Source organism: Actinoplanes sp. M2I2 (genome assembly GCF_023544445.1).
Classification (GTDB): Bacteria; Actinomycetota; Actinomycetes; order Mycobacteriales; family Micromonosporaceae; genus Actinoplanes.
The window spans coordinates 690,098-715,331 of sequence record NZ_JALPVJ010000002.1; the positions used below are offsets into that span (position 1 = coordinate 690,098).

31 protein-coding genes are annotated in these 25,234 nt (G+C 72.7%); 11 read left to right on the forward strand and 20 right to left on the reverse strand.

Annotation, left to right across the window (positions count from 1 at the left end; all coding sequences use genetic code 11):
* Positions 1 to 22: 22 nt before the first annotated feature.
* Positions 23 to 832 carry an alpha/beta hydrolase gene (locus HJC40_RS07015; RefSeq protein ID WP_249999268.1) on the forward strand — a complete coding sequence of 270 codons (810 nt, stop codon included), beginning with the start codon at positions 23 to 25 and terminating at the stop codon, positions 830 to 832.
* A 121-nt stretch (positions 833 to 953) separates the two neighbouring features.
* Here HJC40_RS07015 and HJC40_RS07020 read toward each other — a convergent pair whose 3' ends face one another.
* The 5 genes from HJC40_RS07020 to HJC40_RS07040 form a co-directional block, all read right to left on the reverse strand.
* On the reverse strand, positions 954 to 1,235 hold the full coding sequence (locus HJC40_RS07020) for a hypothetical protein (RefSeq protein ID WP_249999270.1): 282 nt from the start codon (positions 1,233 to 1,235) through the stop codon (positions 954 to 956).
* 72 nt (positions 1,236 to 1,307) lie between these two features.
* Entirely contained in the window at positions 1,308 to 1,508 is a 201-nt protein-coding gene (locus HJC40_RS07025; RefSeq protein WP_249999272.1) for a hypothetical protein, read from the reverse strand.
* A 65-nt stretch (positions 1,509 to 1,573) separates the two neighbouring features.
* Complete coding sequence (locus HJC40_RS07030; RefSeq protein ID WP_249999274.1) at positions 1,574 to 1,942, reverse strand: VOC family protein; 369 nt, start codon at positions 1,940 to 1,942, stop codon at positions 1,574 to 1,576.
* A gap of 65 nt (positions 1,943 to 2,007) precedes the next feature.
* Positions 2,008 to 2,385 carry a hypothetical protein gene (locus HJC40_RS07035; RefSeq protein WP_249999277.1) on the reverse strand — a complete coding sequence of 126 codons (378 nt, stop codon included), beginning with the start codon at positions 2,383 to 2,385 and terminating at the stop codon, positions 2,008 to 2,010.
* Between the two features lie 962 nt (positions 2,386 to 3,347).
* Positions 3,348 to 3,971, reverse strand: a complete 624-nt coding sequence (locus HJC40_RS07040; protein WP_249999279.1) for a DUF998 domain-containing protein — start codon at positions 3,969 to 3,971, stop codon at positions 3,348 to 3,350.
* Positions 3,972 to 4,071: 100 nt separating this feature from the next.
* Between HJC40_RS07040 and HJC40_RS07045 the strand changes: the two genes are divergently transcribed.
* Positions 4,072 to 4,860 carry a cyclopropane-fatty-acyl-phospholipid synthase family protein gene (locus HJC40_RS07045; protein WP_249999281.1) on the forward strand — a complete coding sequence of 263 codons (789 nt, stop codon included), beginning with the start codon at positions 4,072 to 4,074 and terminating at the stop codon, positions 4,858 to 4,860.
* Between the two features lie 12 nt (positions 4,861 to 4,872).
* Here the strand turns inward: HJC40_RS07045 and HJC40_RS07050 are convergent, their stop codons facing one another.
* The 3 genes from HJC40_RS07050 to HJC40_RS07060 all read right to left on the reverse strand — a co-directional run bounded on the left by HJC40_RS07050 (position 4,873) and on the right by HJC40_RS07060 (position 6,692).
* On the reverse strand, positions 4,873 to 5,466 hold the full coding sequence (locus HJC40_RS07050) for an NAD(P)H-dependent oxidoreductase (RefSeq protein ID WP_249999284.1): 594 nt from the start codon (positions 5,464 to 5,466) through the stop codon (positions 4,873 to 4,875).
* Between the two features lie 119 nt (positions 5,467 to 5,585).
* Positions 5,586 to 5,975: a hypothetical protein gene (locus tag HJC40_RS07055; RefSeq protein WP_249999286.1), complete on the reverse strand. Its 390-nt coding sequence runs from the start codon at positions 5,973 to 5,975 to the stop codon at positions 5,586 to 5,588.
* Positions 5,976 to 6,026: 51 nt separating this feature from the next.
* On the reverse strand, positions 6,027 to 6,692 hold the full coding sequence (locus HJC40_RS07060) for an HAD family hydrolase (RefSeq protein ID WP_249999288.1): 666 nt from the start codon (positions 6,690 to 6,692) through the stop codon (positions 6,027 to 6,029).
* Between the two features lie 89 nt (positions 6,693 to 6,781).
* Between HJC40_RS07060 and HJC40_RS07065 the strand changes: the two genes are divergently transcribed.
* Positions 6,782 to 7,372, forward strand: a complete 591-nt coding sequence (locus HJC40_RS07065) for a ceramidase (protein ID WP_249999290.1) — start codon at positions 6,782 to 6,784, stop codon at positions 7,370 to 7,372.
* Here the strand turns inward: HJC40_RS07065 and HJC40_RS07070 are convergent.
* On the reverse strand, positions 7,369 to 8,229 hold the full coding sequence (locus tag HJC40_RS07070) for a helix-turn-helix transcriptional regulator (protein WP_249999292.1): 861 nt from the start codon (positions 8,227 to 8,229) through the stop codon (positions 7,369 to 7,371). The genes HJC40_RS07065 and HJC40_RS07070 overlap by 4 nt on opposite strands.
* A gap of 130 nt (positions 8,230 to 8,359) precedes the next feature.
* Here HJC40_RS07070 and HJC40_RS07075 point away from each other — a divergent pair, with 130 nt between their 5' ends.
* Both HJC40_RS07075 and HJC40_RS07080 read left to right on the forward strand, forming a co-directional pair.
* On the forward strand, positions 8,360 to 9,265 hold the full coding sequence (locus tag HJC40_RS07075) for an oxidoreductase (RefSeq protein WP_249999294.1): 906 nt from the start codon (positions 8,360 to 8,362) through the stop codon (positions 9,263 to 9,265).
* 28 nt (positions 9,266 to 9,293) lie between these two features.
* Positions 9,294 to 9,704 carry a DUF4279 domain-containing protein gene (locus HJC40_RS07080; protein WP_249999296.1) on the forward strand — a complete coding sequence of 137 codons (411 nt, stop codon included), beginning with the start codon at positions 9,294 to 9,296 and terminating at the stop codon, positions 9,702 to 9,704.
* Between the two features lie 23 nt (positions 9,705 to 9,727).
* On the opposite strand, the gene HJC40_RS07085 is transcribed toward HJC40_RS07080, so the two are convergent.
* Together HJC40_RS07085 and HJC40_RS07090 are read right to left on the reverse strand one after the other, a co-directional pair.
* On the reverse strand, positions 9,728 to 10,207 hold the full coding sequence (locus HJC40_RS07085; RefSeq protein ID WP_249999299.1) for a hypothetical protein: 480 nt from the start codon (positions 10,205 to 10,207) through the stop codon (positions 9,728 to 9,730).
* 14 nt (positions 10,208 to 10,221) lie between these two features.
* Complete coding sequence (locus HJC40_RS07090) at positions 10,222 to 10,569, reverse strand: GntR family transcriptional regulator (protein WP_249999301.1); 348 nt, start codon at positions 10,567 to 10,569, stop codon at positions 10,222 to 10,224.
* Between the two features lie 38 nt (positions 10,570 to 10,607).
* On the opposite strand from HJC40_RS07090, the gene HJC40_RS45150 reads away from it, so the two are divergent.
* Complete coding sequence (locus HJC40_RS45150) at positions 10,608 to 10,730, forward strand: hypothetical protein (protein ID WP_284042721.1); 123 nt, start codon at positions 10,608 to 10,610, stop codon at positions 10,728 to 10,730.
* 64 nt (positions 10,731 to 10,794) lie between these two features.
* Positions 10,795 to 11,199, forward strand: coding sequence for a heme-binding protein (locus HJC40_RS07095; protein WP_249999304.1), 405 nt, complete (start codon positions 10,795 to 10,797; stop codon positions 11,197 to 11,199).
* 168 nt (positions 11,200 to 11,367) lie between these two features.
* On the opposite strand, the gene HJC40_RS07100 is transcribed toward HJC40_RS07095, so the two are convergent.
* Positions 11,368 to 12,321 carry a hypothetical protein gene (locus tag HJC40_RS07100; protein ID WP_249999306.1) on the reverse strand — a complete coding sequence of 318 codons (954 nt, stop codon included), beginning with the start codon at positions 12,319 to 12,321 and terminating at the stop codon, positions 11,368 to 11,370.
* A 177-nt stretch (positions 12,322 to 12,498) separates the two neighbouring features.
* On the opposite strand from HJC40_RS07100, the gene HJC40_RS07105 reads away from it, so the two are divergent.
* The gene (locus HJC40_RS07105) at positions 12,499 to 13,518 is read left to right on the forward strand and encodes an NADPH:quinone reductase (protein WP_249999442.1); all 1,020 of its coding nucleotides are present in this window, start codon (positions 12,499 to 12,501) and stop codon (positions 13,516 to 13,518) included.
* A 49-nt stretch (positions 13,519 to 13,567) separates the two neighbouring features.
* On the opposite strand, the gene HJC40_RS07110 is transcribed toward HJC40_RS07105, so the two are convergent.
* Positions 13,568 to 14,200 carry a lipoprotein gene (locus HJC40_RS07110; protein WP_249999308.1) on the reverse strand — a complete coding sequence of 211 codons (633 nt, stop codon included), beginning with the start codon at positions 14,198 to 14,200 and terminating at the stop codon, positions 13,568 to 13,570.
* Positions 14,201 to 14,536: 336 nt separating this feature from the next.
* On the opposite strand from HJC40_RS07110, the gene manD reads away from it, so the two are divergent.
* Positions 14,537 to 15,745 (forward strand): D-mannonate dehydratase ManD, encoded by a 1,209-nt coding sequence (manD, locus tag HJC40_RS07115; protein ID WP_249999311.1) that lies wholly within the window; start codon positions 14,537 to 14,539, stop codon positions 15,743 to 15,745.
* A 20-nt stretch (positions 15,746 to 15,765) separates the two neighbouring features.
* Here manD and HJC40_RS07120 read toward each other — a convergent pair whose 3' ends face one another.
* The 7 genes from HJC40_RS07120 to HJC40_RS07150 all read right to left on the reverse strand — a co-directional run bounded on the left by HJC40_RS07120 (position 15,766) and on the right by HJC40_RS07150 (position 23,895).
* Positions 15,766 to 15,933, reverse strand: coding sequence for a hypothetical protein (locus tag HJC40_RS07120; protein WP_249999313.1), 168 nt, complete (start codon positions 15,931 to 15,933; stop codon positions 15,766 to 15,768).
* A gap of 59 nt (positions 15,934 to 15,992) precedes the next feature.
* Positions 15,993 to 16,313, reverse strand: coding sequence for an STAS domain-containing protein (locus HJC40_RS07125; RefSeq protein ID WP_249999316.1), 321 nt, complete (start codon positions 16,311 to 16,313; stop codon positions 15,993 to 15,995).
* Between the two features lie 134 nt (positions 16,314 to 16,447).
* Positions 16,448 to 17,689 carry a DUF808 domain-containing protein gene (locus HJC40_RS07130; protein WP_249999318.1) on the reverse strand — a complete coding sequence of 414 codons (1,242 nt, stop codon included), beginning with the start codon at positions 17,687 to 17,689 and terminating at the stop codon, positions 16,448 to 16,450.
* Positions 17,690 to 17,989: 300 nt separating this feature from the next.
* Complete coding sequence (locus tag HJC40_RS07135; protein WP_249999320.1) at positions 17,990 to 18,751, reverse strand: ABC transporter ATP-binding protein; 762 nt, start codon at positions 18,749 to 18,751, stop codon at positions 17,990 to 17,992.
* Positions 18,752 to 18,860: 109 nt separating this feature from the next.
* The gene (locus HJC40_RS07140) at positions 18,861 to 19,961 is read right to left on the reverse strand and encodes an iron ABC transporter permease (RefSeq protein ID WP_249999322.1); all 1,101 of its coding nucleotides are present in this window, start codon (positions 19,959 to 19,961) and stop codon (positions 18,861 to 18,863) included.
* An 80-nt stretch (positions 19,962 to 20,041) separates the two neighbouring features.
* Positions 20,042 to 21,322, reverse strand: coding sequence for an alpha-hydroxy-acid oxidizing protein (locus HJC40_RS07145; RefSeq protein WP_249999324.1), 1,281 nt, complete (start codon positions 21,320 to 21,322; stop codon positions 20,042 to 20,044).
* An 11-nt stretch (positions 21,323 to 21,333) separates the two neighbouring features.
* Positions 21,334 to 23,895 carry an EAL domain-containing protein gene (locus HJC40_RS07150; RefSeq protein ID WP_249999326.1) on the reverse strand — a complete coding sequence of 854 codons (2,562 nt, stop codon included), beginning with the start codon at positions 23,893 to 23,895 and terminating at the stop codon, positions 21,334 to 21,336.
* A gap of 229 nt (positions 23,896 to 24,124) precedes the next feature.
* Here HJC40_RS07150 and HJC40_RS07155 point away from each other — a divergent pair, with 229 nt between their 5' ends.
* Positions 24,125 to 24,277, forward strand: a complete 153-nt coding sequence (locus HJC40_RS07155; protein ID WP_249999328.1) for a hypothetical protein — start codon at positions 24,125 to 24,127, stop codon at positions 24,275 to 24,277.
* 100 nt (positions 24,278 to 24,377) lie between these two features.
* Positions 24,378 to 25,229 (forward strand): hypothetical protein, encoded by an 852-nt coding sequence (locus tag HJC40_RS07160; protein WP_249999331.1) that lies wholly within the window; start codon positions 24,378 to 24,380, stop codon positions 25,227 to 25,229.
* The last annotated feature ends 5 nt before the right edge of the window (positions 25,230 to 25,234 follow it).

Sequence of the window (25,234 nt, forward strand, 5' to 3'; positions counted from 1 at the left end):
GCGGCGGCGGCATGATGACCTCATGGCTGAATCGCGGGAGTGGACGTACGACGGGGTGCGGGGACGACTGGCCGCGCGGACCTGGACGGGCCCGGGCGAACCGGCGCGCGTCGTCGTCCTCGCCCACGGCTACGGCGAGCACGTCGGCCGGTACGAGCGCCTGGCCGACGCGCTGGTCGCCGACGGCGCGGTGGTCCACGCCGTCGACCATGCCGGCCACGGCCGCAGCGAGGGCGAACGCGTGCACGTCACCGACTTCGAAGACGTCGTCACCGACCTGCGCACCCTCGACGAGACCGCCCGGCGCGAGCACCCGGCGCTGCCGGTCGCGCTGCTCGGCCACTCGATGGGCGGGCTGATCGCCGCCCGCTACGCCCAGCGGTACGGGCCGACGCTGGCCGCCCTGGTGCTGTCGAGCCCGCTGGTCGGCCGTTGGCCGAGCGCGGCCCAGCTGCTGGCGCTCGACGAGATCCCCGACGTGCCGCTCGACATCACCACGCTGTCGCGCGACCCGTCGGTGGGGGAACGGTACGCGGCCGACCCGCTGGTGTGGCACGGCCCGTTCAAGCGGGCGACGCTGGAGGCGATCGAGCGCGGCCTCGCCGCCGTGGCCAACGGCCCGTCCCTCGGCGACCTGCCCCTGATGTGGATCCACGGCGAGGCCGACCCGCTGGTCCCGATCGACGGCTCCCGCGCCGGCATCGAGCACCTGCGCGGCCCCCACTACGTCGAGCGCACGTATCCCGAGGCCCGGCACGAACTGTTCAACGAGCTCAACGCCGACGCCGTGACCAGCGACGTGGCCGCCTTCCTCCGTCAGGTCGCGAGCTGAACGCTCGAGTCTGCCGACCCGCTGCCCCGACAAGAGCCGTCCGGAGGAACGAACAGCGCCGCTTGACGGTTGGCCCATGCCCTGGCGCCGTAGTCGACGCCAGGCTCGTGCCGTCTTCCGCTCAGTCGGCTGACGGGCTCAGCGGCGGTGTGCTGCCGGTCAGGTGGTCGACCACCAGGGACAGGCACATCCGCTTACTGACCCCGTAACAGTGCGCGGAAGTGGCCTCCATGACGCCCGCCCATCCGACGCAACCGAGCACCATCGCGGCGACGACGACCACAGCCCGCACGGTCCACCAGACGGTGCTGCCGCGCGGCGCCGGACGGTCGTCGCCGCGCCGGCCGCGCCGCCCGGCGCCATCGTGCGGATGGTTCAGGTTCGGCGGGTGGGGCCCGATCATCGCTCACTCCTGACGGTCATAAGACCGAACGGCCCACCCGCCCCCGCGACGCGCGCCGAAGGAGTGACCTCCTCAGGGGGTGAACAACCTCCAATGCCCCTGGGAGATGACGTCGACCTCTCCGCCGGTCACCTTGAGGGCTGTCTCGGCGTCGGTGGCGTACGCCTTCAACGGCATCGTGGCGGCCCACTGCTCGGCGGCGGCCATGGAGTTGTCGGGCATGCCCGGGTAGTCGACGTGCGGGAAGATCGCGAAATCGACGAAGCCCAGCATGGTGTCCCCACCGCCGGGCGGACTCCAGCGGACGAAGCCCGGCCCGTCGCCGCTGTGCAGGGAGGCTACTGCTCGTCTCCGACACTTTCCGGTTCGAGCGGAGCGCCGCCGAAGCCGATCTCGTTGCCGTCCGGGTCGTGGAAGATGGCCTTGCGGACGCCGTTGGAGTACGTCTCGCGTTCGGCCGGTTCCAGGCCCCGCCCGGCGATCTCGGCGATACGCGTGTCGAAGTCGCTGACGAAGACGGTCTGCAACGCATGGCCCGCGTGCTCCGGCTTCTCTTCGATGTAGAGGTACCGGTGCTCGGCCAGCTCCCACACCGCCTCGACGTCGTTGGGCCGGAACGACGGCGGACCGCCGAGGAGCACCTCGTACCAGGCGGCCGCGGTGGCGTAGTCCCGGACCGGCACCCCCGCGAACAAATCAACGGTCATGCCGGCCACCGTAGACGTCCGCGCCCACGTCCGCTATCAGCCGCCCGAAGTCATAGCTGATACGGCTACTGCGGGCAGACCGTGCTCCTCGTCGCCTCGACGATTTTCGCGGCGGCCGCAGCCTCCACCTTGAACTGCGTGGCCGCGTAGTTCACCAGCTGGGCATCGGTCTCGCCCTGTCGAATGGCGTGGCATATCTCCAAGGCGTGGTGCGCGACGTTCTCGTCCGTCGGGAGGCGTTCATCGATCTTCGCGAGCGCCTCCTGGTATGCCTGCAACGTATCCTCGGAGATGTGCCACCCTGGTTCCAGGAAGGCGGATGACGGATGTGACTCGGCCGGCGCCGCGCTCGTCGGCGCTGCCGCAGGTTCCGGTTCCACGCCGGCACACCCCGCGAGCGAACCAGCTGTCAGCACCGCAACCACCCATACCCGTACCCGCACCTACGCCTCCCCAGCCGACGTGACGTACGCACGGTATCGACCAGGCGCACCCGACGTCCGCCCTGCTCCACCTGTTCCGCCGCCCTGCCGTGCGCTCGGAACGGCGCCTATGTGTTTCGTTGGCGCCTCGGGCAGGTTGAACAAGGTCGGTCCGGGGAAGGGGAATGCGGCCTCGGTTTCGGCACGATCAACGGTGGCACCTCAGGAGTCCAGGGCGGCTCGGGAACATACGCGTCCACCGGCGAAGGGAGATCGGTTCAGTGGAACGCTTCATGTACGGGTGCCTCGTCCTCGCAGGTGTTCTCCCGATCATCTTCAATCGCCGCTTCGTAGCCTCGAGCATCCAGTCAAGTCGTTCCATCTTCGGCCGCGAAGTGCGACCAGGGACGCGTGAGCCTCGGTTCACGGCGGCCTATGCGCGTGTCATAGCAATCCTGGTCGGCACGGCGATGATTGTTCTTGGCATTTTAGGAATCACGGATATCTATGCGCCTGAATAATCTGCGTTCGAACATGAGGGGAAGTCGGCTGGCCTCGCGTACCGGTCGCATGCTGTGCTGCAGTGGTGAACGGCCACGAGATCAGCGATGGCGTCGTCGCTCTTCGACGATGGAGCACCGACGACGCGACGTGGTATGCCGCAACGGTTACCGGAGATCCGCTGATCCTGCAGTTCACCGCTGAGCTGCCGACGGCTCCCGTACGGTGGCAGAGCGCGCCGGCTACCTCAGGGATCCCGAGCGGGACAGCCTCCGCGAGGTGAAAAACGAGTCCTGGTCGACAGTCTCCTACGTTCGTCGCTGGTCCGCCCCAGCCGGGACACGAGAATGACTGCGCGCACGGCACCGGGTCACCCGGGGACGGGTGAGCCGCAGCGGCTTCCGTTGCGTCTCCGACGGACTCGCCGCCACCATTGTCACGGGCGTGCCGAGGTCTGCAGGCGAGGCGCAGCCCTGCGGAATTCAGGGTTGCTCGTCCTCCGGGCTCGAGGTGGTGCCCCGACGATGGGAGTGCCACCGGCTGGACAGCACCGCGACCAGGGGCCAGCACGCCTGGGCGCCGGCGGCCACGCGTTCCGCCAGTCCCACCCGACCACCGGTGCTCAGAGTGACACCGAACCAGGCGACCAAGCCGAGCAGGATCAGCGCTGCGGCGACGGACACGACCGGGCGCAGCGCCGCCGGGCCGCGACCGGCCCGGTGCCAGGCGAGCGCCGGCCACACCGCGAGAGCCACGAACGCCACCCCGGCGGCGACCGCGTGGGCCGGCGCGGGCCCCGCGGCCGGCAGAGGAAACGCCGCCACCAGCATCGTCGCCACGCCACCGAGGCCGAGCACGGCCCGACCGGCCGGAGCTGCCTGGGCCAGACCCAGCGCGGTGACGCCGTGGCAGACGCCGACGCCCAGCAGCGCCACGGTCATCAGCCAACGATCAGTGGCATCCTGCGCCGCCAGGGAGCTGATCGTGGCCACCGTGCTGTCGTAACCTCCCGGCTGCCGCTGAGCGGCCAGAGTCCATCCGCCGATCAGCACAGCAGGGGCTGCCCCGGAGGACAGCAACGTCCACCAAGGCGGAGACGATCGCATGATCACATTGTGCCGGAACCCGCGAACTCGGGCGGCGAGTCCATCCGGTGTGCCGTCAATTCGGCTGCAAGCTGACCGGCTGTCCTATTAGGGTCTCGGGATGGATTGGGTCGAGGGGTTCTACTCGCGGACCGGCGCGTGGTGGGGCCGGGCCGAAGCGCGCATCGGCGAACGCGATCATCGGCGGCTGGCCCTTCTCCATGAGCACGCCGGCGTCGGACCCCGGCGGGTGCTCGAGCTGGGGTCCGGCTACGGAACCACGGCCGCGGTGGCGGCGCGGGCCGGTCACTCGGTGACCGCGGTCGAGATCAGCGATCGGGTCGACTACGCCGCCGCATTCGTCAAGGACGTCGGCTCCGGGGATTTGACCGTGGTGAAGGACGACTTCTATGCGGTCCGCCTGGAGGGACAGTTCGACGTCGTCTGCTACTGGAACGGCTTCGGCGTCGGCTCGGACGCGGACCAGCGCAGGTTGCTCGGCCGGGTCGTCACGGACTGGCTTCGACCCGGTGGGGTCGCCTTGATCGACGTCTTCAACCCCTTCGTCTGGGCCCGGTGGGACGGCGATACCGAACACAAGGTGGCGGATCCCGAGCACGGGTACGAGCACGAGCTGTTCGAGCAGACCGTCTTCGACCCGGTGACCTGTACGGCCATCGACACGTGGTGGGAGGCCGGTAGGCCGGACGACAAGATCAGCCAGAGTCTCCGGTGCTACACGCCCGCGGACCTTGAGCTCCTGATCGCCGGTACCGGTCTGCACCTCACGGCGATCAGTGTCGGAGAACAGACCATCTCCCTGGCACGACAGCCGGGATGGCACCCCCTGCTGCGCGAGCACCACGAGTATCTGGCCGTTCTCCGGCACAGTTCTCCTCAGCCCAGGTGACAACACGAGGCTTCAGATCGACCGGGCAATCGCGGCGACCTCGCTCAGGTGCCGCGCCTTCGTAGCGGCCCACCGTTCGGCCGCGTCGCCGTCGCCAGTCACACGGGAGCCGAACACCACGAAGTCGCTGGAGCCCGCCCGGTCGCCGATGCGATCGGTGAGCATCGTGGTCCTCATCGCCGCATGGACGCCCGAGGCCTCGAGCTCCTCGACGCTGTATCCGGCCGTACACAGCACCAGTGCCTTCCGGGCGCGACGCACCGTGGGCTTGTAGGCGAACCCGACCGTCCATACCCGGTCGAACCAGCCCTTGAGGACGGCGGGGCAATCCGCCCACCAGACCGGATAGATGAAGGCCCAGACCTCGGCGGCGTCGAGCCGGTCATGCTCGGCGGCCACGTCGGCGGGGACGGGTGTATCGGCTGCGTAGCTGGACTCGCGTTCGTACTCCTCCAGCGTGAGGACACTGCGAAATCCCATCGCGTACAGGTCCGAGACCGTGGCCGTATGGCCGGAGGCGCCGAGCGCGTCCAGGAACGTGCCCAGCACCTTGTGCGTGAAGCTGCGCCCGCCCGGGTGCGCGTAGACGACATGAACCCGAGTCATGATCCCATCCTTGCGTACGGCGATGCGGGTCGCGACGCTGCAGAGGCCGAGCGCGGCGCGGGTGGGTGTGGTCGGGACCCAGCAAGGAGACGCGGCCAGCAGCGCCGCGACGTCTGTGGTCAGCCGGGCCGGTCGGGGTCCGGGCGGAGCCGGAGTCCCTCGCCGGCCACCGCGTCGACCGCGCCGGACCACCACCACGCCGTGCCGTTGACATAGAGGCAGGGCGATTCCGCGGTGATGTCGTCGCGCAGCCGGGTGAGCTCGGCGCCGGGCAGCAGCAGGCGGACCGCCCGGCCGTCGGACATCGGCAGGTCCCAGCCGAACCGGCCGTCCCGGTCGGCCCGCGGGTCGCGGACCGGGTCGCCGGCGAGGTGGGCGACGCGGTGCCGGATCGGGGTCTCGTCCAGTTCCGCCGCGCGCCGCCGGACCGCCGTGAGGAAGGCGTCCAGGTTGGCCTCGGCCAGGTCGGGCCGCGCGTCCTCGATCGGGGCCGTTCCCGGGTTGATCATGGGAGGACGCTACGGCGGTGGGCCGCCGGGGGAATGGTGGTCGGTCGGCGGTCACCCGTGCGGGTCGAGGCGGTTCACCGCGGCGACCACGTCGGGGAAGACGTCGATGCACGCGTCGACGTGACGTGGGTCGAAGTCGTCCAGGCTGCGCACCCCGCTCTGCAGGCAGGCGATGAAGCTCAGCCCCGCACCTCCGGCGGCCACCGCGTCACCCGGCGAGTCGCCCACGTAGACGCAGTCGCCGGGCGCGAAGCCGGTCTCGGCCAGCAGCTCGTCGAACGCGCGCGGGTCCGGTTTGCGGAACCGGGTGTTGCCCTGGTGATAGGCGCCGCTGACCCGGCCGGCGAGCACGTGGTCGGCGGCCAGCATGTGCCGGACCTCCGCCTCGGCCCGGGAGGTCAGCAGCAGGACGGTCCGGCCGGCCAGGACCAGCTCGTCGAGCGCCCGCAGGTTCTCCTCCGGGATCACGTCCAGCCGGCCGGCGGCCAGATACTCCTGGTGGGCCACCGGGAACAGCTCGGCGAACCGGTCCAGGTCCACCCCGGGCGACCGCCGCGGCATGGCCTCGAGCAACGTGTCACCCCAGGTGGCCAGGTGCACCGCGCGCGACATCGGCGGGCGGCCCAGCCGGGCCAGCACCTCGTTCTCCAAGTCGTACGAGGCCGCCTCGGTCAGGCAGAGGGTGTCGTCGACATCGATGATCACGGCCCGGAGCACCGGCGAAGCCTAACCGCGGACGGGACCGACCACCACGCCTTTCCCCGGCGTTCACGTCGCTGCATCCCGGCTTCGCTACGGTCCCGCTCGTGGACGGATATTGCGAGCGGCTCGGCCCCGGCCTGCTCGGCGAGCCCCTGAACGCCCTCAGCAACGCGGCCTTCCTGCTCGCCGCGGTCTATCTGATCGTCCGGCGCCCGCGCTCGCTCCTGCCGTTCCTGTTGGGCCTGGTGGGCCTGTGCAGCCTCGCCTTCCACACCTTCGCGACGCCGGTGACCGCCGCGCTGGACACCCTGTCGATCCTGGTCTTCGTGCTGACCGCGACGGTGCTGCTGACCCGCTTCGGGCTCGGCGTGCGAGCCACCCGGGCCTGGCTGGCCGTCCCGGCCTTCGTGGCCTTCGCCGTGGTCGTCACCGTGCTGCTGCGGGGCGCGCTGGGTGGCTATCTGCCCGCGCTGCTGACTCTGGCCGGCTTCGCGGTCGTCCTGCGCGATCGCCGGCTGGCCGCCGCCGCCGTGATCTTCGCCGTGTCGCTCACGCTGCGGACCGTCGACGGGCCGTTCTGCGCCACCGTCCCGGTCGGCACCCACTGGTTGTGGCACTGCCTCAACGCCGTGGTGCTGACGCTCGTCGCGCTCACGGTGGACAGCTACGCCCGCACGCGGTCCGGCGGCTCCTAGCGCCTGGTGGCCCGGGTCGCGTGCAGGGCTGCCAGCAGTTGCAGCCGGTCCGCGTCGGCGGTGCCGGGCTCGGCCGTGTAGACCACCATGACCGGGCCGGGGCTGCCGGGCAGCGGGTACGTGTCCCAGGACAGGTCGATGCCGCCGACCTCGGGGGCCTGGAAGGTCTTGGTGCCGCTGACCGAGGCGCGGACGTCGTGCCGGGCCCACAACTGCCGGAACTCGGCGCTGCGGATGCTCAACTCGCCGACGACGGCGGTGGCCCGGGGGTGGGCCGGGTCGGCCGCGACGGCGGTCCGCATCATGCCGATGTAGTCGAGGGCCTGCCGTTCCCAGTCCGGGCAGGTTCGCTCGGCGGTGCGGGCGTCGTCGAACATCAGCAGGAGCATGTTGAGCCGGTCCGGCGGGATGCCGGTCGGGTCGCCCAGCAGCGCCTCGGCCATCGGGTTGGCGGCCAGCAGGTCGAGGTGGCGGCCGAGCACGATCGCCGGGGTGTCCAGTGCCCGCAGCAGCCGCCGGGTGTTCTCCGGCACCGTATCGGGGGATCGGTCCGTGCGTCCGGGCATCGGGCGGCGAGCCGCGTGGGCCAGCGTGAACAGGTGCCGGCGCTCGTCGTCGTCGAGGATCAGCGCGCCGGCCAGCGCGTCGAGGACGTCGTCGGACGGGCGCACCTCGCGGCCCTGCTCCATCCGCTGGTAGTAATCCGTGCTCAGTCCGGCCAGCAAGGCCAGTTCCTCGCGCCGCAGCCCGGCCACCTTGCGCCGGCCGCCCGGCTCGAGGCCCACGTCGCGCGGGTGCAGCCGGCCGCGCCGGGCCCGCAGGAAGTCGCCGAGCTCCCGGGCGTACGGATGGGTCATGCCGCAAGTGTGCCGCCTGGCCGCACCGGCCGGGTAGGTCTCGCAGACCTAGGGAAGCGGGAACGATCGAACCGTGCCGTTTCGCTCCTAACGTCGGCTCCGTTGACACCGACCGACCCAGGAGCAGCAGATGACCGGATGGACCGCCGACCTCATTCCCGCCCAGCACGGCCGGGTCGCCGTCGTGACCGGCGCCAACTCGGGACTGGGCCGGGTCACCGCGACCGAGCTGGCCCGGCACGGCGCCCATGTCGTGCTGGCCGTCCGCAACGTGGCCGCCGGCCGGGAGGCCGCCCGGGGGATGGGCGACGACGTCGAGGTGCGCGAGCTCGACCTGGCCTCGCTCCAGTCCGTACGCGCCTTCGCCGCGCGCCTGGCGGCCGACCACCCGGTCGTCGACCTGCTGGTCAACAACGCCGGCCTGGTGCTGCTGGGCCCGCGCCACACCTCGGCCGACGGGTTCGAGCTGCACCTGGGCACGAACCTGCTCGGCCACTTCGCGCTGACCGGGCTGCTGCTCGACCGGCTGGGCGCGGCCAGGAACCCGCGCGTGGTCAACCTCAGCTCGATCACGCACAAGAGCGCGCACCTCGACTTCGACGACCTCATGTACGAGCGGAACTACCGGGCGTCCACCGCCTACAGCCGCTCCAAGCTCGCCACCACGATCTTCGGTCTCGAGCTGGACCGCCGCCTGCGCGCCGCCGGCTCACCGATCGTCAGCGCGCTGGCCCACCCCGGGCTCACTCGCACCAATCTGACGCCGCGGGCCTGGGAGCACCGCGGCCGGCTCGGCCGGCTGATCTCGTCGGTCGGCCTGCTGGCCACCCAGCCGGTCGAGCAGGGCGCTCTGCCGCAGCTGCGAGCCGCGACCGACCCGGCTGTGCGCGGGGGGCAGTTCTTCGGCCCGTCCGGGCTCGGGGAGACGCGGGGCCGGGTGGTCGAAGCCCGGCTGAGCCGGGAGGCGGCCGACCCGGCGGTGGGCCGGCGGCTCTGGGCGGCGGCCGAGGAGCTGACCGGCGTCCGGTACCTCTGACCGGGCCGCCCTCTGTCAGGATGCCGGGATGACGGGACGGAGCCGGCTCGCGTTCGTGGTCCGGAGCGGGGCGCTGGGCGGTGACGAGATCAGCCGGCGGCTCGGCCTGCGGCCCACCGACGTCTCCGAGCGCGGCGAGCCGGTGTCGCGCCGGCACCCGGACCGGCTGCGGGAATGGACGACCTGGTCGCTGACCAGTCCGGCGGCGCAGAGCGACGTGCCGGCCGACCACCTGCGGGCGCTCCTCCCGGTTGTCGAGGCGCGGATCCCGGCCCTGCGCCGGTTGGAGGCCGAGGGCGCGACGTTGTTCTGGTCGTACTTCGTCGTCGCCAAGCCGCTGGGCGCCACGTTCGGGTTCGAGCCGGATCTGCTTTCCCGCCTGGCCGAGGTGGGCGTGTCGCTCGACTTCGACGTGTACGACAGCGACGATGCCGGCTGAGGCGTGCCGGCGCGCGGCGGGACTCAGGCGCCCAGGGCGATGATCACCGCGGCGGCGGGGGCGTCCGGCACGGTGATGGTCACGACCCGGCCCGTACGCAGGGTCAGGCGCAGGGCCGGCCCGGAGCGGACGGTGCAGTTGGTGCGCGACGGCGTCCACCAGAAGCCGTAGGCCACGCGCCACCACGGCAGCTCGACGACCTCGGCCCGTTCGATCCGCTCAAGCCGGTAGGCGCAGCGCGGCCACCCCAGCACCCCGAACCGGACGGAGACGCCGTTCGGGCCGGCGGTGGTCCGCACGCTGCCGGCGGTCAACGCCTCGAGCAGGACGGCGAGCACCGCCACCAGGAGCGGCACCAGGTCGCGCCGGCTACCCGCTCCCGGGTTTCCCAGGGTCAGAAGCGGCACCACCAGGGCGGCGGTCAGTACCATCACGGGCCAGTTGGTGGCCCGTCCGGTGTAGATCGAGTATCGGCCGGGGCCGGGCAGTGCGGACGCCGTCACGGGATGCCTCCTCGTCAGGTGAGTCTCTCGATGAGGCGGATCAGGTCGTGCCGGCCCAGGCCGTGCCGCCGGGCGACGGCCACCAGCGTGTGGGCCGCCTCGGTCACCGGCGCCGGCTCCGGCACGGCGGAGGCCACCCGCGCCCCGCGGCCGCGGCGGAACTCCAGCAGGCTCTCGTCGCGGAGCTGCCGGTAGGCGGCCAGCACCGTGTTGCGGTCGACCGACAGGGCCTCGGCCAGCTCGGCCGCGGGCGGAAGCTGCTCGCCCACGGCGAGCTCGCCCGAGGCCACTCCCTGACGGACGCACGCGGCGATCTGGTGCTGCAGCAGCTCGCGCGACGAGTGATCAACTATCCACCTCATAGTGCTAGCATTATCAGCACCATCCGAGGCTCGCGTCAATGGTTACCCGGCGTCAGGGCGCCCGGCGTCAGGGCGCGACCATCTCCGACGAACGCGAACCGCTCATGGTCGAACAGGCCGCCGGGACGCGAGGGGCCACGCCGACGCTGCGGTTCTGCTAGAAATTCTCGGGGAGAAACGATGACGGTTCTCGAGGGAAACGATGGCAGTCATTGAGGAGACGCGATGACCCCGCTCACCCTGGCCCGGGCCGACGCGCTGGCCGACGGCGTTCTGCGCCACGCCCGCTCCATCGACGCGGCGCCGCTGGCCGTGGTCGTGCTCGACGCCGGCGGTCACCCGGTGGTTGTCAAACGTGAGGACGGCGCCGGCATCCTGCGCTTCGAGATCGCCCGGGCCAAGGCGTACGGGGCTCTGGGCATGGGCCTGTCGTCCCGCGAGATAGGCGAGCGCGCCGACAGCTATCCCGCCTTCTTCACGTCGCTCGCCGCCGTCGCCGACGGCCGGCTGGCTCCGGCGGCCGGTGGCATCCTCCTGCGCGACGACGATGGCGTGGTGGTGGGCGCCGTCGGCGTCAGCGGCGACACGTCCGACGTGGACGAGGACTGCATCCTGGCCGCGCTGAGCTGAGAGGCGCCGGGCCGGCGTCAGGCGGGCCTCGGCGGCGTACCGCGTGCCCCGCGACGATCCGGGCCCGGTCCCAGCGATCTGCTCCGGCCCACTGCAGGGGCGACCGTGGCGCCTGTCTCGGGGCAGGGGCCGCGCCGCGACAACGGGGCGAGCCCGATCGGAGCGTCGTCAGGGGGTGGCCGCGGCGACGAGTTCCTGATAGGCGGCGACGCCGTCGGGGTCGGCGTAGCCGCCCGCGGGGACCGTCGAGGTGCCGAGATACCAGTTGTCGAGCTGCCAGTAGCTGATGATGCGGAAGCCGTGCGTGGTCAGCCACGTCCGGGAGGCTCGGATGGCCGGCCCGCGGGACGCCCGGGTGCCCTGGTCGTCATCGATGCCCCACTCGGGCAGCGTGAGGGACCGGCCGAGACCGGCGAAGGCGTTGTACCACCGGATCATCCGCGGGTCGTTGCCGACGCTCACCGGGTCGTCCGGCTCGCTGCCGCGGGTGCTGGCCTGCCAGTAGAGGTCGAGGCCGTAGGCGTCGGCATAGGCGGCCGGCACGATCCAGTCGCGGATCTCGTTGTCGCCGCCGGTGCCGTTGGCGGTGACCCGGGTCGAACCGGACCGCCACTGGTAGGACATGTAGATGGGCACCACGGTGACGGCCGGGTTGACCGCCTTGGCGACCACGTAGACCCGCTGGAACGCGGCGACGAACCGGACGCCGGTCATGTCGTTCTCGGGCTCGTGGTTGAAGGTCAGATAGCTGCCGGCCGGCATCGCCGCGGCGATGTTCTGGATCTCGAGGTCGCATCCGCCGGCGGCCACGGCGACCGGCGTGCAGGACGTCTTGAAGGAATACCACAGCGTGGCGCCGTCAGTGGTGTGGCAGCTGACCGCATCGGCCGGCGGCAGCTGGCCGGCCGACGCGAACACGCGCCGGATGCCCAGCTCGCCCAGGTGGGTCCGCTCGTCGAGGAAGCCGGCGCAGGTGTTGCCGCTGCCGACGGTGTCGGCGGCGGACGTCGTCGCCCCGACCGCGAGCGTCGGCAGGGCCGCCCGGGCCGGTGCCGGCCCGGCCGCCGCCAGCAGCACGACCGCGAGGACAGCGACGGAAGTTCGGTACAGGGCAGTCGGCATGCCCTCACGGTAAGGACATCAATCGATAGATCGCCATACAGCGATGCATTCACTCACCACGCTCACCAACCCGTTGACCGGCACGCTGCCGGGCGGGCACGGCGCTCGCGTATGAGAACCCCCACGCCTTTCGCCGACGCCGTGGCGGCCTTCCTCGACGCGGACGACAATCGGCGCATGAAGGCCATCATCTACCGCGACAACGGCGGCCCCGAGGCTCTGCGGCTCGTCGACCGGGACGTGCCCGTGCCCGGCCCCGGCGAGGTCCGCGTCCGCGTGACCGTCTCCGGCGTCAACCCGACCGACTGGAAGACCCGCTCCGGCGTCACCAACCCCAAGCAGTTCCCCGAGGTCACTCCCCACGTCGACGGCGCCGGGGTGATCGACGCGGTGGGGGAGTCGGTCGACCCCGGCCGGGTCGGGCAACGCGTGTGGTTGTTCCTGGCCACCCAGGGCCGGCCCACCGGCACCGCCGCCGAGTTCGCCGTCGTGCCCGCCGGTCAGGCCGTCCCGCTGCCCGACGCGGTGAGCTTCGACGTCGGCGCCTCGCTGGGCGTCCCGGCGCTCACCGCCCACCGGGCGCTCACCATCGACGAGGACGGGCCCCGCCGGCTCGCCCCCGGCGCTCTCGACGGCCGGGTGGTGCTGGCCGCGGGCGGGGCCGGGGCGGTCGGCCACGCGGTGATCCAGCTGGCCCGGTGGGCCGGCGCCACCGTGATCAGCACGGTCAGCGGCCCGGAGAAGGCCCGGCTGGCCACCGCCGCCGGCGCCCACCACGTCGTCAACTACCGCACGGGCGACCCGGCGGCGGCGATCCGCGAGCTGGCCCCGGACGGTGTCGACCTCGTCGCCGAGGTGGCGCTGGGCGCCAATCTCGCGCTCGACCTGGCCGTCCTGCGCACCCGGGGCACGATCGCGACCTACGCCAACGACGGCGGCCGGCCGGTCGAGCTCGACGTGCGGCAGAACATGACGCTCAACTCGCGCCTCCAGTTCGTGCTTCTCTACACCGTCGGCACGCAGGCGCTCCAGGCCGCCGCGGCCGACGTCGCCGCCGCCGTCGGGGACGGCGCGATGCCCGTCGGCGAGGAGCACGGCCTGCCGCTGGTCCGCTTCCCGCTGGCCGACACCGCCGACGCCCACCGCGCGGTCGAGGCCGGGACAGTCGGCAAGGTCCTGGTGGACGTCGCGCCCTGACCTCCGCCGGCGGCACCTCTGAGCGCCGGATCGCGGACTTGTCCGGCGCTCAGCCGGTGACGGTCAGGCCGGCCTTGCCCAGTTCGTAGGCGGGCAGCATGTCGTCGTGCTCGTCGCTGTCGAAGCTGTCCAGCGAGACGACGGCGATGCCCTGCCCGGTCGGCACGAGGAAGGCCCGTTCCGGCTCCAGGGCGTCGTCGAGCTGGCTCTTCTGCCGATAGACGACCTCCAGCCCGGGCCGGCCCCCGATCGGCAGCTCGGTGAAGACCGCGTCCTGTGCCCGGTCGCCGATGAAGGCGGTCAGGGCCGGGCGTGGCTCGCCCGCCGGCCCCGTCCACACGCGCAGGAAGCCGATCGAGCCGGCCGGCTTGGCGTCGATCTCGCAGGCCATCGTCAGCGGCCCGCGGCGGGTCAGCTCGGCCAGCACGTCGTCCGCCTCCACCCGTACGGCCTTGGGCTTCCAGGACTCCGCGATGCCGAACGACACGGGCAGCGCGCAGCCGTCGGCGGCCGTGCCGACCCTGGCCTTCTCGGCCGCCTGCGGGGCCGCGGGCGGAGCAGCCGCGCTCGCCGGGGCGGGTGGCCCGGCCGCTTCGTTGCCCTGGCAGGCCCCCAGGGCGAGCGCGGCGACGGCGAGGGTGGCGGGGACGGCGCGACGCCGCGTGCCGGCTCGAGTTCTCACGAGGTCGAGAGTGTACGGGCCGGAAAGCGCGCGGTCTGCCCCGTACCGACCGGGGTTGTTGTCGGTGTCCGGCTCTGACTACTGCACGCCGTCCTGGCCGGACTGGCCGGTCAGCTCACCAGGGCGGCCGCGGCCAGCTACAGCCAGGTCGGCACGTCCATCAAGGAGTTCGCCGCCCTGGCCACCGAGGCGTCGACCGCGGCCGACCCGGCGACCGCGGCCGACAACCCGGCCTTCGTGAAGTCCGGCAAGGAGGTCACCGCGGCGTGCAAGGCGGCCGGTGTGACGGTTAACTACTGACAGCAGACACGCGCCGGGCGACGGGGGAGTGATCCGATGGCCACGATCGACCGCGTCGAGGTGCTGGTGACGTCACCGGGACGCAATTTCGTGACGTTGCGGATCACCACGTCGGACGGGGTCACCGGGCTGGGGGACGCCACCCTCAACGGGCGGGAGCTCGCCGTCGCGGCGTACCTCCGGGAGCATCTCGCGCCGCTGCTGATCGGGCGGGACCCGGCCCGCATCGAGGACACCTGGCAGTACCTCTACCGGGGGGCCTACTGGCGGCGCGGGCCGGTCACCATGACGGCGATCGCCGCGGTGGACGTCGCGCTGTGGGACATCAAGGGCCGGGTCGCCGGGCTGCCGGTCTACCAGCTGCTCGGCGGGCGCTCCCGGGACGGCGTGCTGGTCTACTGCCACGCCAGCGGCCGCGATGCCGAGGAACTGCTGGACGACGTGGCGGCGTACCGGGAGAAGGGTTTCACGGCCATTCGGGCGCAGGCCGCCGTGCCCGGGCTGAGCGGCAGCTACGGCGTTCGCAAGGGTGCCTTCTACGAGCCGGCCGCCACCGCGCTGCCCGACGAGCAGGCGTGGAGCACCGAGGCCTACCTCGACTTCGCCCCGGGCTACCTGGCCCGGGTGCGGGAGAGGTTCGGCTTCGGTCTCCACCTGCTGCACGACGTGCATCACCGGCTCACCCCGATCGAGGCCGCCCGGTTCGGCCGCAGCGTCGAGGAGCTGCGCCTGTTCTGGATGGAGGACCCGACCCCGGCCGAGAACCAGGAGGCCTTCCGGATCATCCGCCGGCACACGACGACGCCGATCGCCACCGGTGAGGTGCTCAGCTCGATCTGGGACGTCCAGCACCTCATCACCGAGCAGCTGATCGACTACGTCCGCACCACCGTCGTGCACGCGGGGGGCATCACGCACCTGCGCCGCATCTTCGACCTGGCCGCGCTGTATCAGGTGCGCACCGGATCGCACGGGGCCACCGACCTGTCGCCGGTGACGACCGCCGCCGCCGTGGCTGTCGACATCTCGGTGCCCAACTTCGGCATCCAGGAGCACATGGGTCACACCCCGGAGACGTACGAGGTCTTCCGCGGCACGCCCCGGCTGGAGAGCGGCATGCTGTTCCCGTCGGAGGAGCCGGGGCTCGGCATCGACTACGACGACGAGGCGGCCGCCCGGTTCCCGTACGAGCCGAAATACCTCCCGGTCGCGCGCCGCCTCGACGGCTCCCTGCACGACTGGTGAGCGGCCGCTCCTGGAATGCCTCAGACGTCCGTGCCGCTGGCCGACTCGGCCTTGTCGTGCTCGTCGAGGGGCTGCTCGGCGCTCCCGCTCTCGCTGGGCGCCTTGCGCGAGGCGTCGACCTCGGTCGGGGTGAGCGGCGAGTCGGCGCCCTCTTCGGCAGCTCCGCGCTCGATGTTCTGGTCGGTCATGATGCCTCCTGTCCGTGGATGTCGTGCCCACCCCGGTTACCCGGTGATCGGCCGGCCATTCACGCGCTGGCGTCCTGAACGAGCAGCCCGTCGAGGTGGGCGATCTCCAGCACCATCCGGACCATGGCCGTCGGCTCCCGCAGCATCAGCGTGGCGCCCCGGTTGGCCGCCATCCGCTTGGCCGCCACGAGCACCCCGATGCCGCTGGAGTCCAGAAAGGTCACGGCCTGCATGTCCACGTCGATGAAGGACGCGTTCTGACCGTCCACGACGCTGCGCAGAACCCCGCGCAGCACGTCGACCGTCTCGAGGCTGATGTCGCCCTCGGGGATGACGGTGACGCGGTCGCCGTCGCGCTCGATCCGGTATTCCAAAGACATTCGCAACCTCGGTTGATCGGGAGAACCGTCGGACGCGGCTGCGTTACCCCGCGACCAAGCGATCAAACAGCCGTTCCGCCGAACCTCACCCTGCGGGGACCGTCGAGTCACCCGACTCGACGGTCCCGGGCTCGTCAGTGTGTCTCGGAGTTCGCCCCGCGGTCGGGTCCGGTGCTGGGGGCCGGTCCGGCAGCGGTTTCCCTGACCGCGGCCGTGGCTCCGCTCCCCGGCCGGGCATCGCTCCCCGGCCGGGCATCGGTCGCCGGCTGGGCATCGGTCGCCGGCCGGGCATCCGCGGCGGGCTCAGCGCCGGGCTCAGCCTCGGCATCCGGCACAGCCTTGGCATCCGGCGCGGGCTCGACGTCGGCCCGGGGCTGAATGTCCGGCGTGGGGTGGGTGTCCGGCGTGGGGTGGGCGTCGGTCGCGCCGTGGGAGCCGGCCTCGTCGTGGGAGCCACCCTTGCGGCGGTGCAGGGTGAAGGTGATGACCAGGACGACCAGGGCGCCGACGATCAGGCCCAGGATGGCGCTGAGGATGGTGTTGACCAGCCAGCCGATCAGGCCGCCGAGCGGACCGGTGGCGTCGTGCGCCGCCTCCTCCAGGTGGTGCACCTGCTCGTAGAGGAAGTGCCAGCCCAGCTCGTCGGTGCCGACCAGCAGGATGTGCCCGCCGACCCACAGCATCGCCGCGGTGCCGACCACGGTCAGCGCCGTCAGGACCTTGGGCATCGCCTTGACCAGTCCGCGGCCGAAGCCGGCGACCGGGCCGCTCGACTTCTGCGACAGTCGCAGGCCGGCGTCGTCCATCTTCACGATCAGGCCGACCGCGCCGTACACCGCGACGGTCATGACCAGGGCGACCACGGCCAGGATGGCCAGGCGCGACCAGAACGGCTCGTCGATCACCTCGTTGAGGGTGATGACCATGATCTCGGCCGACAGGATCAGGTCGGTGCGGACGGCGCCGGAGATCAGGGTCTTCTCGTCCGGCGCCTTGTCCTGCGCGCCGTGCGCGTCGTGGTGGGCTATCCGGGCCCAGACCTTCTCGGCGCCCTCGTAGCAGAGGTAGGCGCCGCCGAGCATGAGGATCGGCGTGAGCAGCCAGGGCACGAACTGGCTGAGCAGCAGGATCGCCGGCAGGATGATCAGGAACTTGTTGCGGAGCGACCCCAGCGCGATGCGCTTGATGATCGGGATCTCCCGTTCGGCCGCCAGGTTCCGCACGTACTGGGGCGTGACCGCGGCGTCGTCGATGACCACGCCGGCGGCCTTGGCCCCGGCCTTCGCCGCGGCCACACCGATGTCGTCGACCGACGCGGCGGCGGCGCGAGCCAGCACCGCCACGTCATCCAGCAGGGCTACGAGTCCACCGGCCAAGACAAGTCCTTCCTCAGTTGGGCATCGTCCGTGCGCCCTCATTCTCGCTCAGGCCGGCGCGTCGTGCTCCGGGCCCCACGAGTCGGTCTTCCCGGCGGGCGTGCATGGCCGCCGGGAGCGCAATGGTCTGACCGGTTCCGGCACTATTGCCAGTTATTGGCAACTGCGGCAGGATGGCCGTAGGAACGAGTGTTGCTTGGCCGTGACCCGCCGTTCCGTCGTGGAGGGCGTTCCGGGGCGATGATCCACCAAGCCGGGGCGCCCTCGGCGGGTCGGCGGCGGCGCCGGGGCCGGCCCGGGTCACCCGCCCCGCGGGTGGAACAACAGATGGAGATATCCGTCGTGCTCCACACGCTTGACGCCGATGCCGTAGACGGGCTCGAGGATCGCCGGGTCGAGCACCTCGCCGACCGACCCGGCCGCCACCACCCCGCCCTCGCCGAGCAGCACCAGGTCGTCGCAGTAGCGCGCGGCCAGGTTCAGGTCGTGCAGCACCACCACCGAACAGGTGCCCAGTCCCCGGACCAGGCCGAGCACCTCGTGCTGGTAGCGGATGTCGAGATGGTTGGTCGGCTCGTCGAGCAGCAGGTGGGTGGCCTGCTGAGCCAGGGCGCGGGCGATCAGCACACGTTGCCGTTCGCCGCCCGACAGGTCGCCGAACGGCCGCGGGCCGAGGTGGGTGGCGCCGACCCGGGCGAGGCTGCGGGCCGCTATCTCGTGGTCGGCCCGGCCGGTGCGCTGGAAGGTGCCGAGATGCGGGCCGCGCCCGAGCAGCACCATCTCGGCGACGGTCAGCGCCGTCTCCCCGCCGGTCTCCTGCACGACCACGGCCAGGCGGAGCGCGGTCTCCCGGGGCGTCAGCGAGGGCAGCGGCCGGCCGTCCACGGTGATCCGGCCGGACGGGCTGCGCAGGGCGCCGTACAGCAGCCGGAGCAGGGTGGTCTTGCCGGAGCCGTTCGGCCCGATCAGCCCGAGCACCCGGCCCGGCAGGGCGGTCACGCTGACGCCGTCGATCACGGGCTCGGCGCCGTACCGCCACGACACCCCGGATGCCTGGATCACGCCGGGAACCGCGAGACGATGCGCTCGAGGCCGTCGACGGCCGGGGGAGCGGCGTCGCTCCCGCAGCCGGCGGCCGGCAGCAGCGCGGCGGACAGGATGGCGATTTTTCTCAGGGCCGGCCTCCCTGCAGACGGCGGATCAGGATCAACAGGAACGGGGCGCCCAGCAGCGCGGTGATGATGCCGATGGGGATCTCCTGCGGGGCCAGCGCCACGCGGGCCAGCACATCGGCCGCGACCAGCAGGATCGCGCCCAGCAGGGCGGCCACCGGCACCACCCGCACGTGCGGCGCCCCGACCAGCCGGCGCGCCAGGTGGGGCACGACCAGGCCGACGAAGCCGATGCTGCCGGCCGCCGACACCAGCACACCCACGCAGAGCGAGACCATGACCAGCAGCCGGAGGCGGAACCGGTCGGGCGAGAGGCCGAGCGTGTGCGCGGTCTCGTCGCCCACGGCGAGCGCGTCCAGCCGGCGGCCGGTCACGGTCAGACCGGCGATCGTGCCGCCGATCACGATCGCCGCCACGGCGAGCAGAGCGTCCCAGCGGGCCGGCCCGAGCGAGCCGAGCAACCAGAACATGACCGAGCGGGCGCCCTCGGCCGAGCCCGAGGCGAAGATGAGGAAGCTGGTGGCGGCGTACAGGGCGTAACCCACGGCCACGCCGGCCAGCAGCAGCCGCACCGAGGTGACCCGGCCGCCGCTCCGCGCGACCAGGAAGACCAGCAGCGACGCGGCCAGCGCGCCGAGAAAGGCGCTGGCCGGCAGGGCGTACCGGCCGAAGCCGGCACCCGCCCCGAACAGGATGGCCGCGGCGGCGCCGCTGGAGGCGCCGGAGTTGATGCCGAGCAGATAGGGGTCGGCCAGGACGTTGCGCACCATCGCCTGCAACGCGACGCCGCAGACCGCGAGGCCCGCGCCGACCAGCATGGCGAGCAGCACGCGGGGGAGCCGCACCTGCCAGACGATCGCCTCGGCCGGCGCCGGCCAGGACACCTCGCCCAGGCCGAACGCCTGGTGGGCGATGACGCGGGCCACGGTGACCGGGCCGATCGCGACCGCCCCGGTGCCGACCGCGATCACCCCGGTGACCACCAGCGCCGCCCCGAGCGTCACCAGCCAGAACACCGTGCGCCGCCGCTGCGCGCCGATCCCGAGCGCATCGGGCTCCCGCACCCCGTCGTGGCGGCCCTCCGGGAGGACGGTCGTCACCGTGGCACCTCCAGCCTCGATCGCACTGTTGCCAAACTTTGGCAGCAACCTAGCAAGGAGATCACTTGGAGGAAAGGGTGCTACGGCTGGGCGGCGAGAAGCCGGCGGGTGATCGAGGGGATGTCCGGGGCGCCGGTCAGGGCCATGGTCAGGTCGAGCTCCGCGACGACGTTGCGGATGACGTCCTCGATCCCACCCTGCCCGGCCAGGGCGAACCCGTACAGGTAGGGCCGGCCCAGCAGGACGGCGTTCGCGCCGAGGGCCAGGGCGGTGAAGACGTCCGCGCCCGACCGGATGCCGCTGTCGAGCAGCAGGGCGGGCCCCGGGCCGAGCTCCCGGCGGATGGTCACGAGCGCGTCCAGCGAGGCGATCGCGTTGTCGACCTGGCGTCCGCCGTGGTTGGAGACGACGACCGCGTCCGCGCCGAGATCGAAGGCGCGGCGGGCGTCGTCCGGGTGCAGGATCCCCTTCAGGACGACCGGGAGCTTCGTACGATCCCGCAGGGTGGCCAGATGATCCCAGCTCAGGCCGGGGTTGGAATAGATGTCGAGGAACGTCTCGACCGACGCGCGCGGCTCGGGGGAGCGCAGGTTGGCCCAGAAGCGGCCGGGATGGTTGCGGGTCATCGCCAGCAGGGTCCGCACCGCGCCCGCCGTGACGGGGGTCTTCCCGCGCGTCACCGGCCGGGCGGTCCGCTCGGCGACGATCTGCCGGAACCGCGGATCCGACGTGTACTGGGCGATGCCCTGACCCCGGCTGAACGGCAGCGAGCCCAGGTTGAGGTCCTGCGGCCGCCAGCCCAGCACGGTGGTGTCGAGCGTGACCACCAGGGCACCCGCCCCCGCCGCCTCGGCCCGCGCGATGAGGCTGTCGACCAGCGCCTCGTCCTTGCTCCAGTAGAGCTGGAACCAGCGCGACGCGTCGCCCATCGCCGCCGCGCAGTCCTCCATCGGGTTGCAGCCCTGGTTGGACAGCACGTACGCCGTGCCGGTGGCGGCGGCCGCCCGCGCGATGTGCAGGTCGCTGTCGTCGCCCATCAACGCGGCCGCGCCGACCGGGGCGAGCAGCATCGGGGTGGCGTGCCGCTCGCCGAGCAGGGTGACGGAGAGATCCCGCTCGAGGGTCCCCGACGCCATCCGGGGCACGATCGCCCAGCGGTCGAAGGCGGCCCGGTTGCGCCGCATCGTCCGGCCCTCACCGGCGCCGCCGGCCACGTACGCCCAGGCCCGGGCGCTGCTGGCCCGCCGGGCCCGCCGCTCGAGCTCGGCGAAGTCGGCCGGCACGGCGGGCCGCCGCCCGAGCACACCCTGCCGATAGATCGTGTTGAGCCGGCTGAGGCCCGGCCCCGGCGTGATGGTCATGGTCCGCCAGGCTAGTGCCTGTCCCGGCGATCGGCGTCGTGGAGTTGTTCGAGCAGGGCTTCCAGGCGCTCGGCGGGCATCGGGCGGCCCAGCAGATCGCCCTGGCCGAGGTGGCAGCCGGCGGTGCGGGCGGCGTCCAGGTCGGCGGCGTCCTCGAGGCCCTGGGCGATCACCTCGAGTCCCAGCCGGCGGCCCAGCGTCACCGCCACGTCCATCACCGCGCCGGGCCGGCGGAAGGACAGAGCCGGGTCGAACACCTCGCGGTCAATTTTCAGCAGGTCGATCGGGAGGATCCGCAGGCGGCTCAGTGTCGTGGGGCCGGCGCCGAAGTTGTCGACGGCTGTCCGGACGCCCAGCGCCCGCAGCCGGCCCAGGGCGGCCGAGATGTCCTCGACCGGCGGTTGGTGGGCCTCGTCCCGTACGTCGGAAAGGTGGTGCTCGGCGATCTCGAGGACCAGGGCCGCGGGCGGCAGGTCGTGCTCCTCGAGGGCGGTGTGCAGGCTCGCCTGGAAGGCCGGATCGACCAGCTCGCGCGGCCGGACGCCGACCGCCAGCCACAGGTCGCCGTGCCGGCGCCGCCAACCGGCGAGCAGGCGGGAGGACCGGCGCAGCACCACGTGCCCGATCGGGGCGAGCAGCCCCAGGTCCTCGGCCAGCGCCAGCAGTTCGTCCGCGGCCACGACGCCCAGCGTGGGGTGACGCCAGGCCGGAACCGCCTCGACACCGGCCGGGCGCCCGCCCGGCAGCTCGAAGATCGGCTGGTAGCTCAGGTCGATCCCGCCGCGGGCCACCGCGTCGGGCAGGTCCTGTTCGAGGGTCGAGCGGCGCAGCAGCCGCGCCTCCAGCTCGGCCTCGTACCACTCCACGGCACCCGGCGGCCCCGAGCGCACGGATCGCAGCGCGAGCGAGGCCCGGCGCAGGACCTCGTCGGCGCCGGTCTCGCCGGCCAGGTCGGCCAGACCGGCCCAGGCCGACAGGTGCGAGACCGTGCCCGCGGTCGTGTACGGCGCGGACAGCGCGTTGACCAGCTGGCCGGCGAGCAGCTGGGCCCGGACCGCGCCGCAGTGGGTCAGCACGGCGAAGCGGGTCTCGCCCACCCGGGCCGGGATGTCGGCGTCGGCCACCCGGGTCCGCAACCGGCGCGCGGCCTCGACCAGCACCACCTCGGCCAGGTCGCGCCCGTGGACGTCGCCGACCGCGGTGAGCCCGCCCAGCTCCACCACGATCATGGCGGCCGCGTCGGGGATCAGCTCGGCCGCCCGCAGCATCCCGGCCTCGTTGGTCAGGCCGGTCTGCGGGTCGAGGTGGGTGGTCCGGCGCAGGGTCTGCTCGAGGTCGTGCGTGTTGGTGACGTCGCGGATGTGGACGACCAGCGTGCGCCCGGGCTCGGCCGGGTCGGCGCCGTTCGTGGTCCACTCGGTCGCCCGCCAGCGGCCGAAACCGTCGCGCAGGCGCACCGCGAGGGTGCTCGGCCGGCCGTGCTCCATCCGCTCGTTGAGGTGGGCGTGCACCATCTCGACCTGATCGGGATCCACCAGCACCGACACCGTACGACCGAGGACCTCCTGGTCGGACAGTCCGAACTGGCGGGCCGCGGCCGGCGACTGCCAGCGCACGGCCAGGTTGGCGTCGAGGATCATGGCCACCTCGGCCGAGCCGAACATCAGGTCGCGCAGCCGGTTGCCCTGATCGGTGAGGTGCCCGGCCTGACGGCGCAGCACGGTCGCCGACACCCACTCGCGGACCGTCACGGCCGTGACCGCGACGGCGCCCAACATGATCGAGATGGCGTCGAGCCGGCCCCCGTTGATCAGGTGGTAGACGGTGGCCAGGGCCGACGACAGGATCAGCACGCCGAGCAGCGGGAAGCTCCCGGTCGACTCGCTGCCCGGTGGCGGCAGCGGGCGCGTGTCGGGGGAGATCCGCACCGAGCCGTACCACAGCCCGGCCGCGGCCACGTTGATCGCGGCCGCCGCGGCCAGCCCGGCGATCGCCGCGTTGGCCTGGCCGGGGTGATCCATGGCGATGACCAGCGCCGTCAGCCCGGTCAGGGACAGCGCCGCGGCCGTGCCGCACCATTGCAACGCGGCCCGGTGCCGCAGGGCGTGCACGCCGGTGACGGCGGCGATCGCCACCGCGCCGCCACCGAAGATCAGCGCGGTGATCGAGCCACCCCGGCGCTCGCCCACGGTGAACAGCAGCAGCCACCCCGTGTACATCAGGCTCGCCCAGACCCCGAGGGTGTCCAGCCCGACCCGCAGCCGGGCCAGCGCCTCGCGACGCTGCTGGGGCCGGAGCAGCGCCGGCAGATACAGCAGCGCGACGAGGAAGACGCAGACCAGCGGAATCTCGGCCGCCAGGGGAACGCCGTCGACCCGCGTGTCCGGCCAGGCCAGCACGGCCACGCCGCTCGCCGTGCCGGCCAGCGCGGTCAGCCCGGCGCCGCCGGCCAGGGTCAGAGCACGCAGCCGCGGACCGGCCGTCCTTCCGTGGAAGGCGGCCCGCGCCATCAGCACGGCAGCCAGGACGGAGCAGCCCGCCAGCAGGCCGGCCGCCGCGGAGATCACACCCATCACTGTCGTCCTGAAGAGTTCCGAGGGGTCGTTCCCTCAACGAGCGACCCGCGGTGACGGTTACGGCCGCGCCACGAAAGCGCGCCGCAGCCGAAGTGACCAGTCTCCCGCTTACACCGTCGAGCGCAAGTGCCATCCGCGGGCCGACCGGCGACCGTGGCGATATCCGGGGGTTCCGGTGCGGGCCGAGCGGGTACAAAAGAAGCCACGTAATTCGAGGAGGAACCACATGGCAACACTTGCCCAACGTGTCCGCGCTTTCCTGCAGGGCCCGCAGGGCCGGCGCCTGGTCGACCAGGGCCGCCGGCAGCTGGCCAAGCCGGAGAACCAGCGCCGGCTGCGCGATCTGTTCACCAAGCTGCAGGGCAAGCGCCGCTACTGACCCGATGGTCGCCGCCTGACGAGCGGCGACCGGCACGGCCGGGGCCACCGGCGGCGAAGCGGTCCTTGCCCGGCGGCCGGCCGGGCTCTGGGATGGGACCATGACCGAACCGTCTGTCGCGCGTCACCTGTGGAGCCTGTTCGAGCCGTTGCACGCCGTCGCCTATTTCGCTCCCCAGATGACCGCCGGTTTCGCGGAAGCGGGGCTGACCGGGTTCTGGCGGTGCTACTTCGCCGGGCGGGCTGCGGCTCTCGGGCCGGTCGGGCCGGGGCCGGTGACCGCCGCCTTCTTCGGGTTCGCGCCGGCCATGGTGGCGCGGGCGTTGCCAGACGTCTGGTCGAGGATCAGCCCGTCGGCCGCCCTGGCCGCCCGCACCGCCGGGGCGCACGCCGCGCTGACCTCTTTGTTCGCCGGGCTGCCACCGGCCCCGATCGCCGAGGCGGCCGGGCTCCTCACCGACGCGGCCCGGGCGGCCGACCTGCCCGGACGGGTGCTGGCCGCCGCCCACGCCGACGTCCCCTGGCCCCGCGATCCGGTGGCCCGGCTGTGGCAGGCGGCCACCGTGCTGCGCGAACACCGCGGCGACGGGCACGTCGCCGCCCTGCTCACCGCCGGTGTCGACGGGTGTGAGTCGCTGGCCTGGCGGGTCGCTCTCGACGGGGGCCGGTTGCGCGAGGTCACCCAGCCCGCCCGCGGCTGGTCCGACCAGCAGTGGCGGGCCGCGGACGAGCGGCTCCGGGACCGCGGCTGGACGGCGGACGGGGCCGCCACGACCGCGGGCCGCGAGGCCCATGCCCGGGTCGAGGCGCTGACCGACGATCTCGCCGCGGGCCCGTGGCGGAGTCTGGGCGGGGCCGCGACCCGGCGCTGCGCCGAGCTGCTGGCGCCGCTGGCCGACCGGGCCTGGCGGGTCGTGCCGGACGACAACCCGATCCCGCTCCGGCGGGCCTGAGCGAG

Coding starts and splice junctions, on each gene's coding strand:
- HJC40_RS07075 (WP_249999294.1), top strand. CDS start 8,360: ATGACCGGATGGACCGCCGACCTCATTCCCGCCCAGCACGGCCGGGTC.
- HJC40_RS07040 (WP_249999279.1), bottom strand. CDS start 3,971: ATGCGATCGTCTCCGCCTTGGTGGACGTTGCTGTCCTCCGGGGCAGCC.
- HJC40_RS07020 (WP_249999270.1), bottom strand. CDS start 1,235: ATGATCGGGCCCCACCCGCCGAACCTGAACCATCCGCACGATGGCGCC.
- HJC40_RS07030 (WP_249999274.1), bottom strand. CDS start 1,942: ATGACCGTTGATTTGTTCGCGGGGGTGCCGGTCCGGGACTACGCCACC.
- HJC40_RS07125 (WP_249999316.1), bottom strand. CDS start 16,313: ATGTCTTTGGAATACCGGATCGAGCGCGACGGCGACCGCGTCACCGTC.
- HJC40_RS07105 (WP_249999442.1), top strand. CDS start 12,499: ATGAAGGCCATCATCTACCGCGACAACGGCGGCCCCGAGGCTCTGCGG.
- HJC40_RS45150 (WP_284042721.1), top strand. CDS start 10,608: ATGGTTACCCGGCGTCAGGGCGCCCGGCGTCAGGGCGCGACCATCTCC.
- HJC40_RS07155 (WP_249999328.1), top strand. CDS start 24,125: ATGGCAACACTTGCCCAACGTGTCCGCGCTTTCCTGCAGGGCCCGCAG.
- HJC40_RS07090 (WP_249999301.1), bottom strand. CDS start 10,569: ATGAGGTGGATAGTTGATCACTCGTCGCGCGAGCTGCTGCAGCACCAG.
- HJC40_RS07055 (WP_249999286.1), bottom strand. CDS start 5,975: ATGATCAACCCGGGAACGGCCCCGATCGAGGACGCGCGGCCCGACCTG.
- manD (WP_249999311.1), top strand. CDS start 14,537: ATGGCCACGATCGACCGCGTCGAGGTGCTGGTGACGTCACCGGGACGC.
- HJC40_RS07150 (WP_249999326.1), bottom strand. CDS start 23,895: ATGGGTGTGATCTCCGCGGCGGCCGGCCTGCTGGCGGGCTGCTCCGTC.
- HJC40_RS07100 (WP_249999306.1), bottom strand. CDS start 12,321: ATGCCGACTGCCCTGTACCGAACTTCCGTCGCTGTCCTCGCGGTCGTG.
- HJC40_RS07025 (WP_249999272.1), bottom strand. CDS start 1,508: ATGCTGGGCTTCGTCGATTTCGCGATCTTCCCGCACGTCGACTACCCG.
- HJC40_RS07160 (WP_249999331.1), top strand. CDS start 24,378: ATGACCGAACCGTCTGTCGCGCGTCACCTGTGGAGCCTGTTCGAGCCG.
- HJC40_RS07070 (WP_249999292.1), bottom strand. CDS start 8,229: ATGACCCATCCGTACGCCCGGGAGCTCGGCGACTTCCTGCGGGCCCGG.
- HJC40_RS07095 (WP_249999304.1), top strand. CDS start 10,795: ATGACCCCGCTCACCCTGGCCCGGGCCGACGCGCTGGCCGACGGCGTT.
- HJC40_RS07050 (WP_249999284.1), bottom strand. CDS start 5,466: ATGACTCGGGTTCATGTCGTCTACGCGCACCCGGGCGGGCGCAGCTTC.
- HJC40_RS07045 (WP_249999281.1), top strand. CDS start 4,072: ATGGATTGGGTCGAGGGGTTCTACTCGCGGACCGGCGCGTGGTGGGGC.
- HJC40_RS07145 (WP_249999324.1), bottom strand. CDS start 21,322: ATGACCATCACGCCGGGGCCGGGCCTCAGCCGGCTCAACACGATCTAT.
- HJC40_RS07080 (WP_249999296.1), top strand. CDS start 9,294: ATGACGGGACGGAGCCGGCTCGCGTTCGTGGTCCGGAGCGGGGCGCTG.
- HJC40_RS07120 (WP_249999313.1), bottom strand. CDS start 15,933: ATGACCGACCAGAACATCGAGCGCGGAGCTGCCGAAGAGGGCGCCGAC.
- HJC40_RS07015 (WP_249999268.1), top strand. CDS start 23: ATGGCTGAATCGCGGGAGTGGACGTACGACGGGGTGCGGGGACGACTG.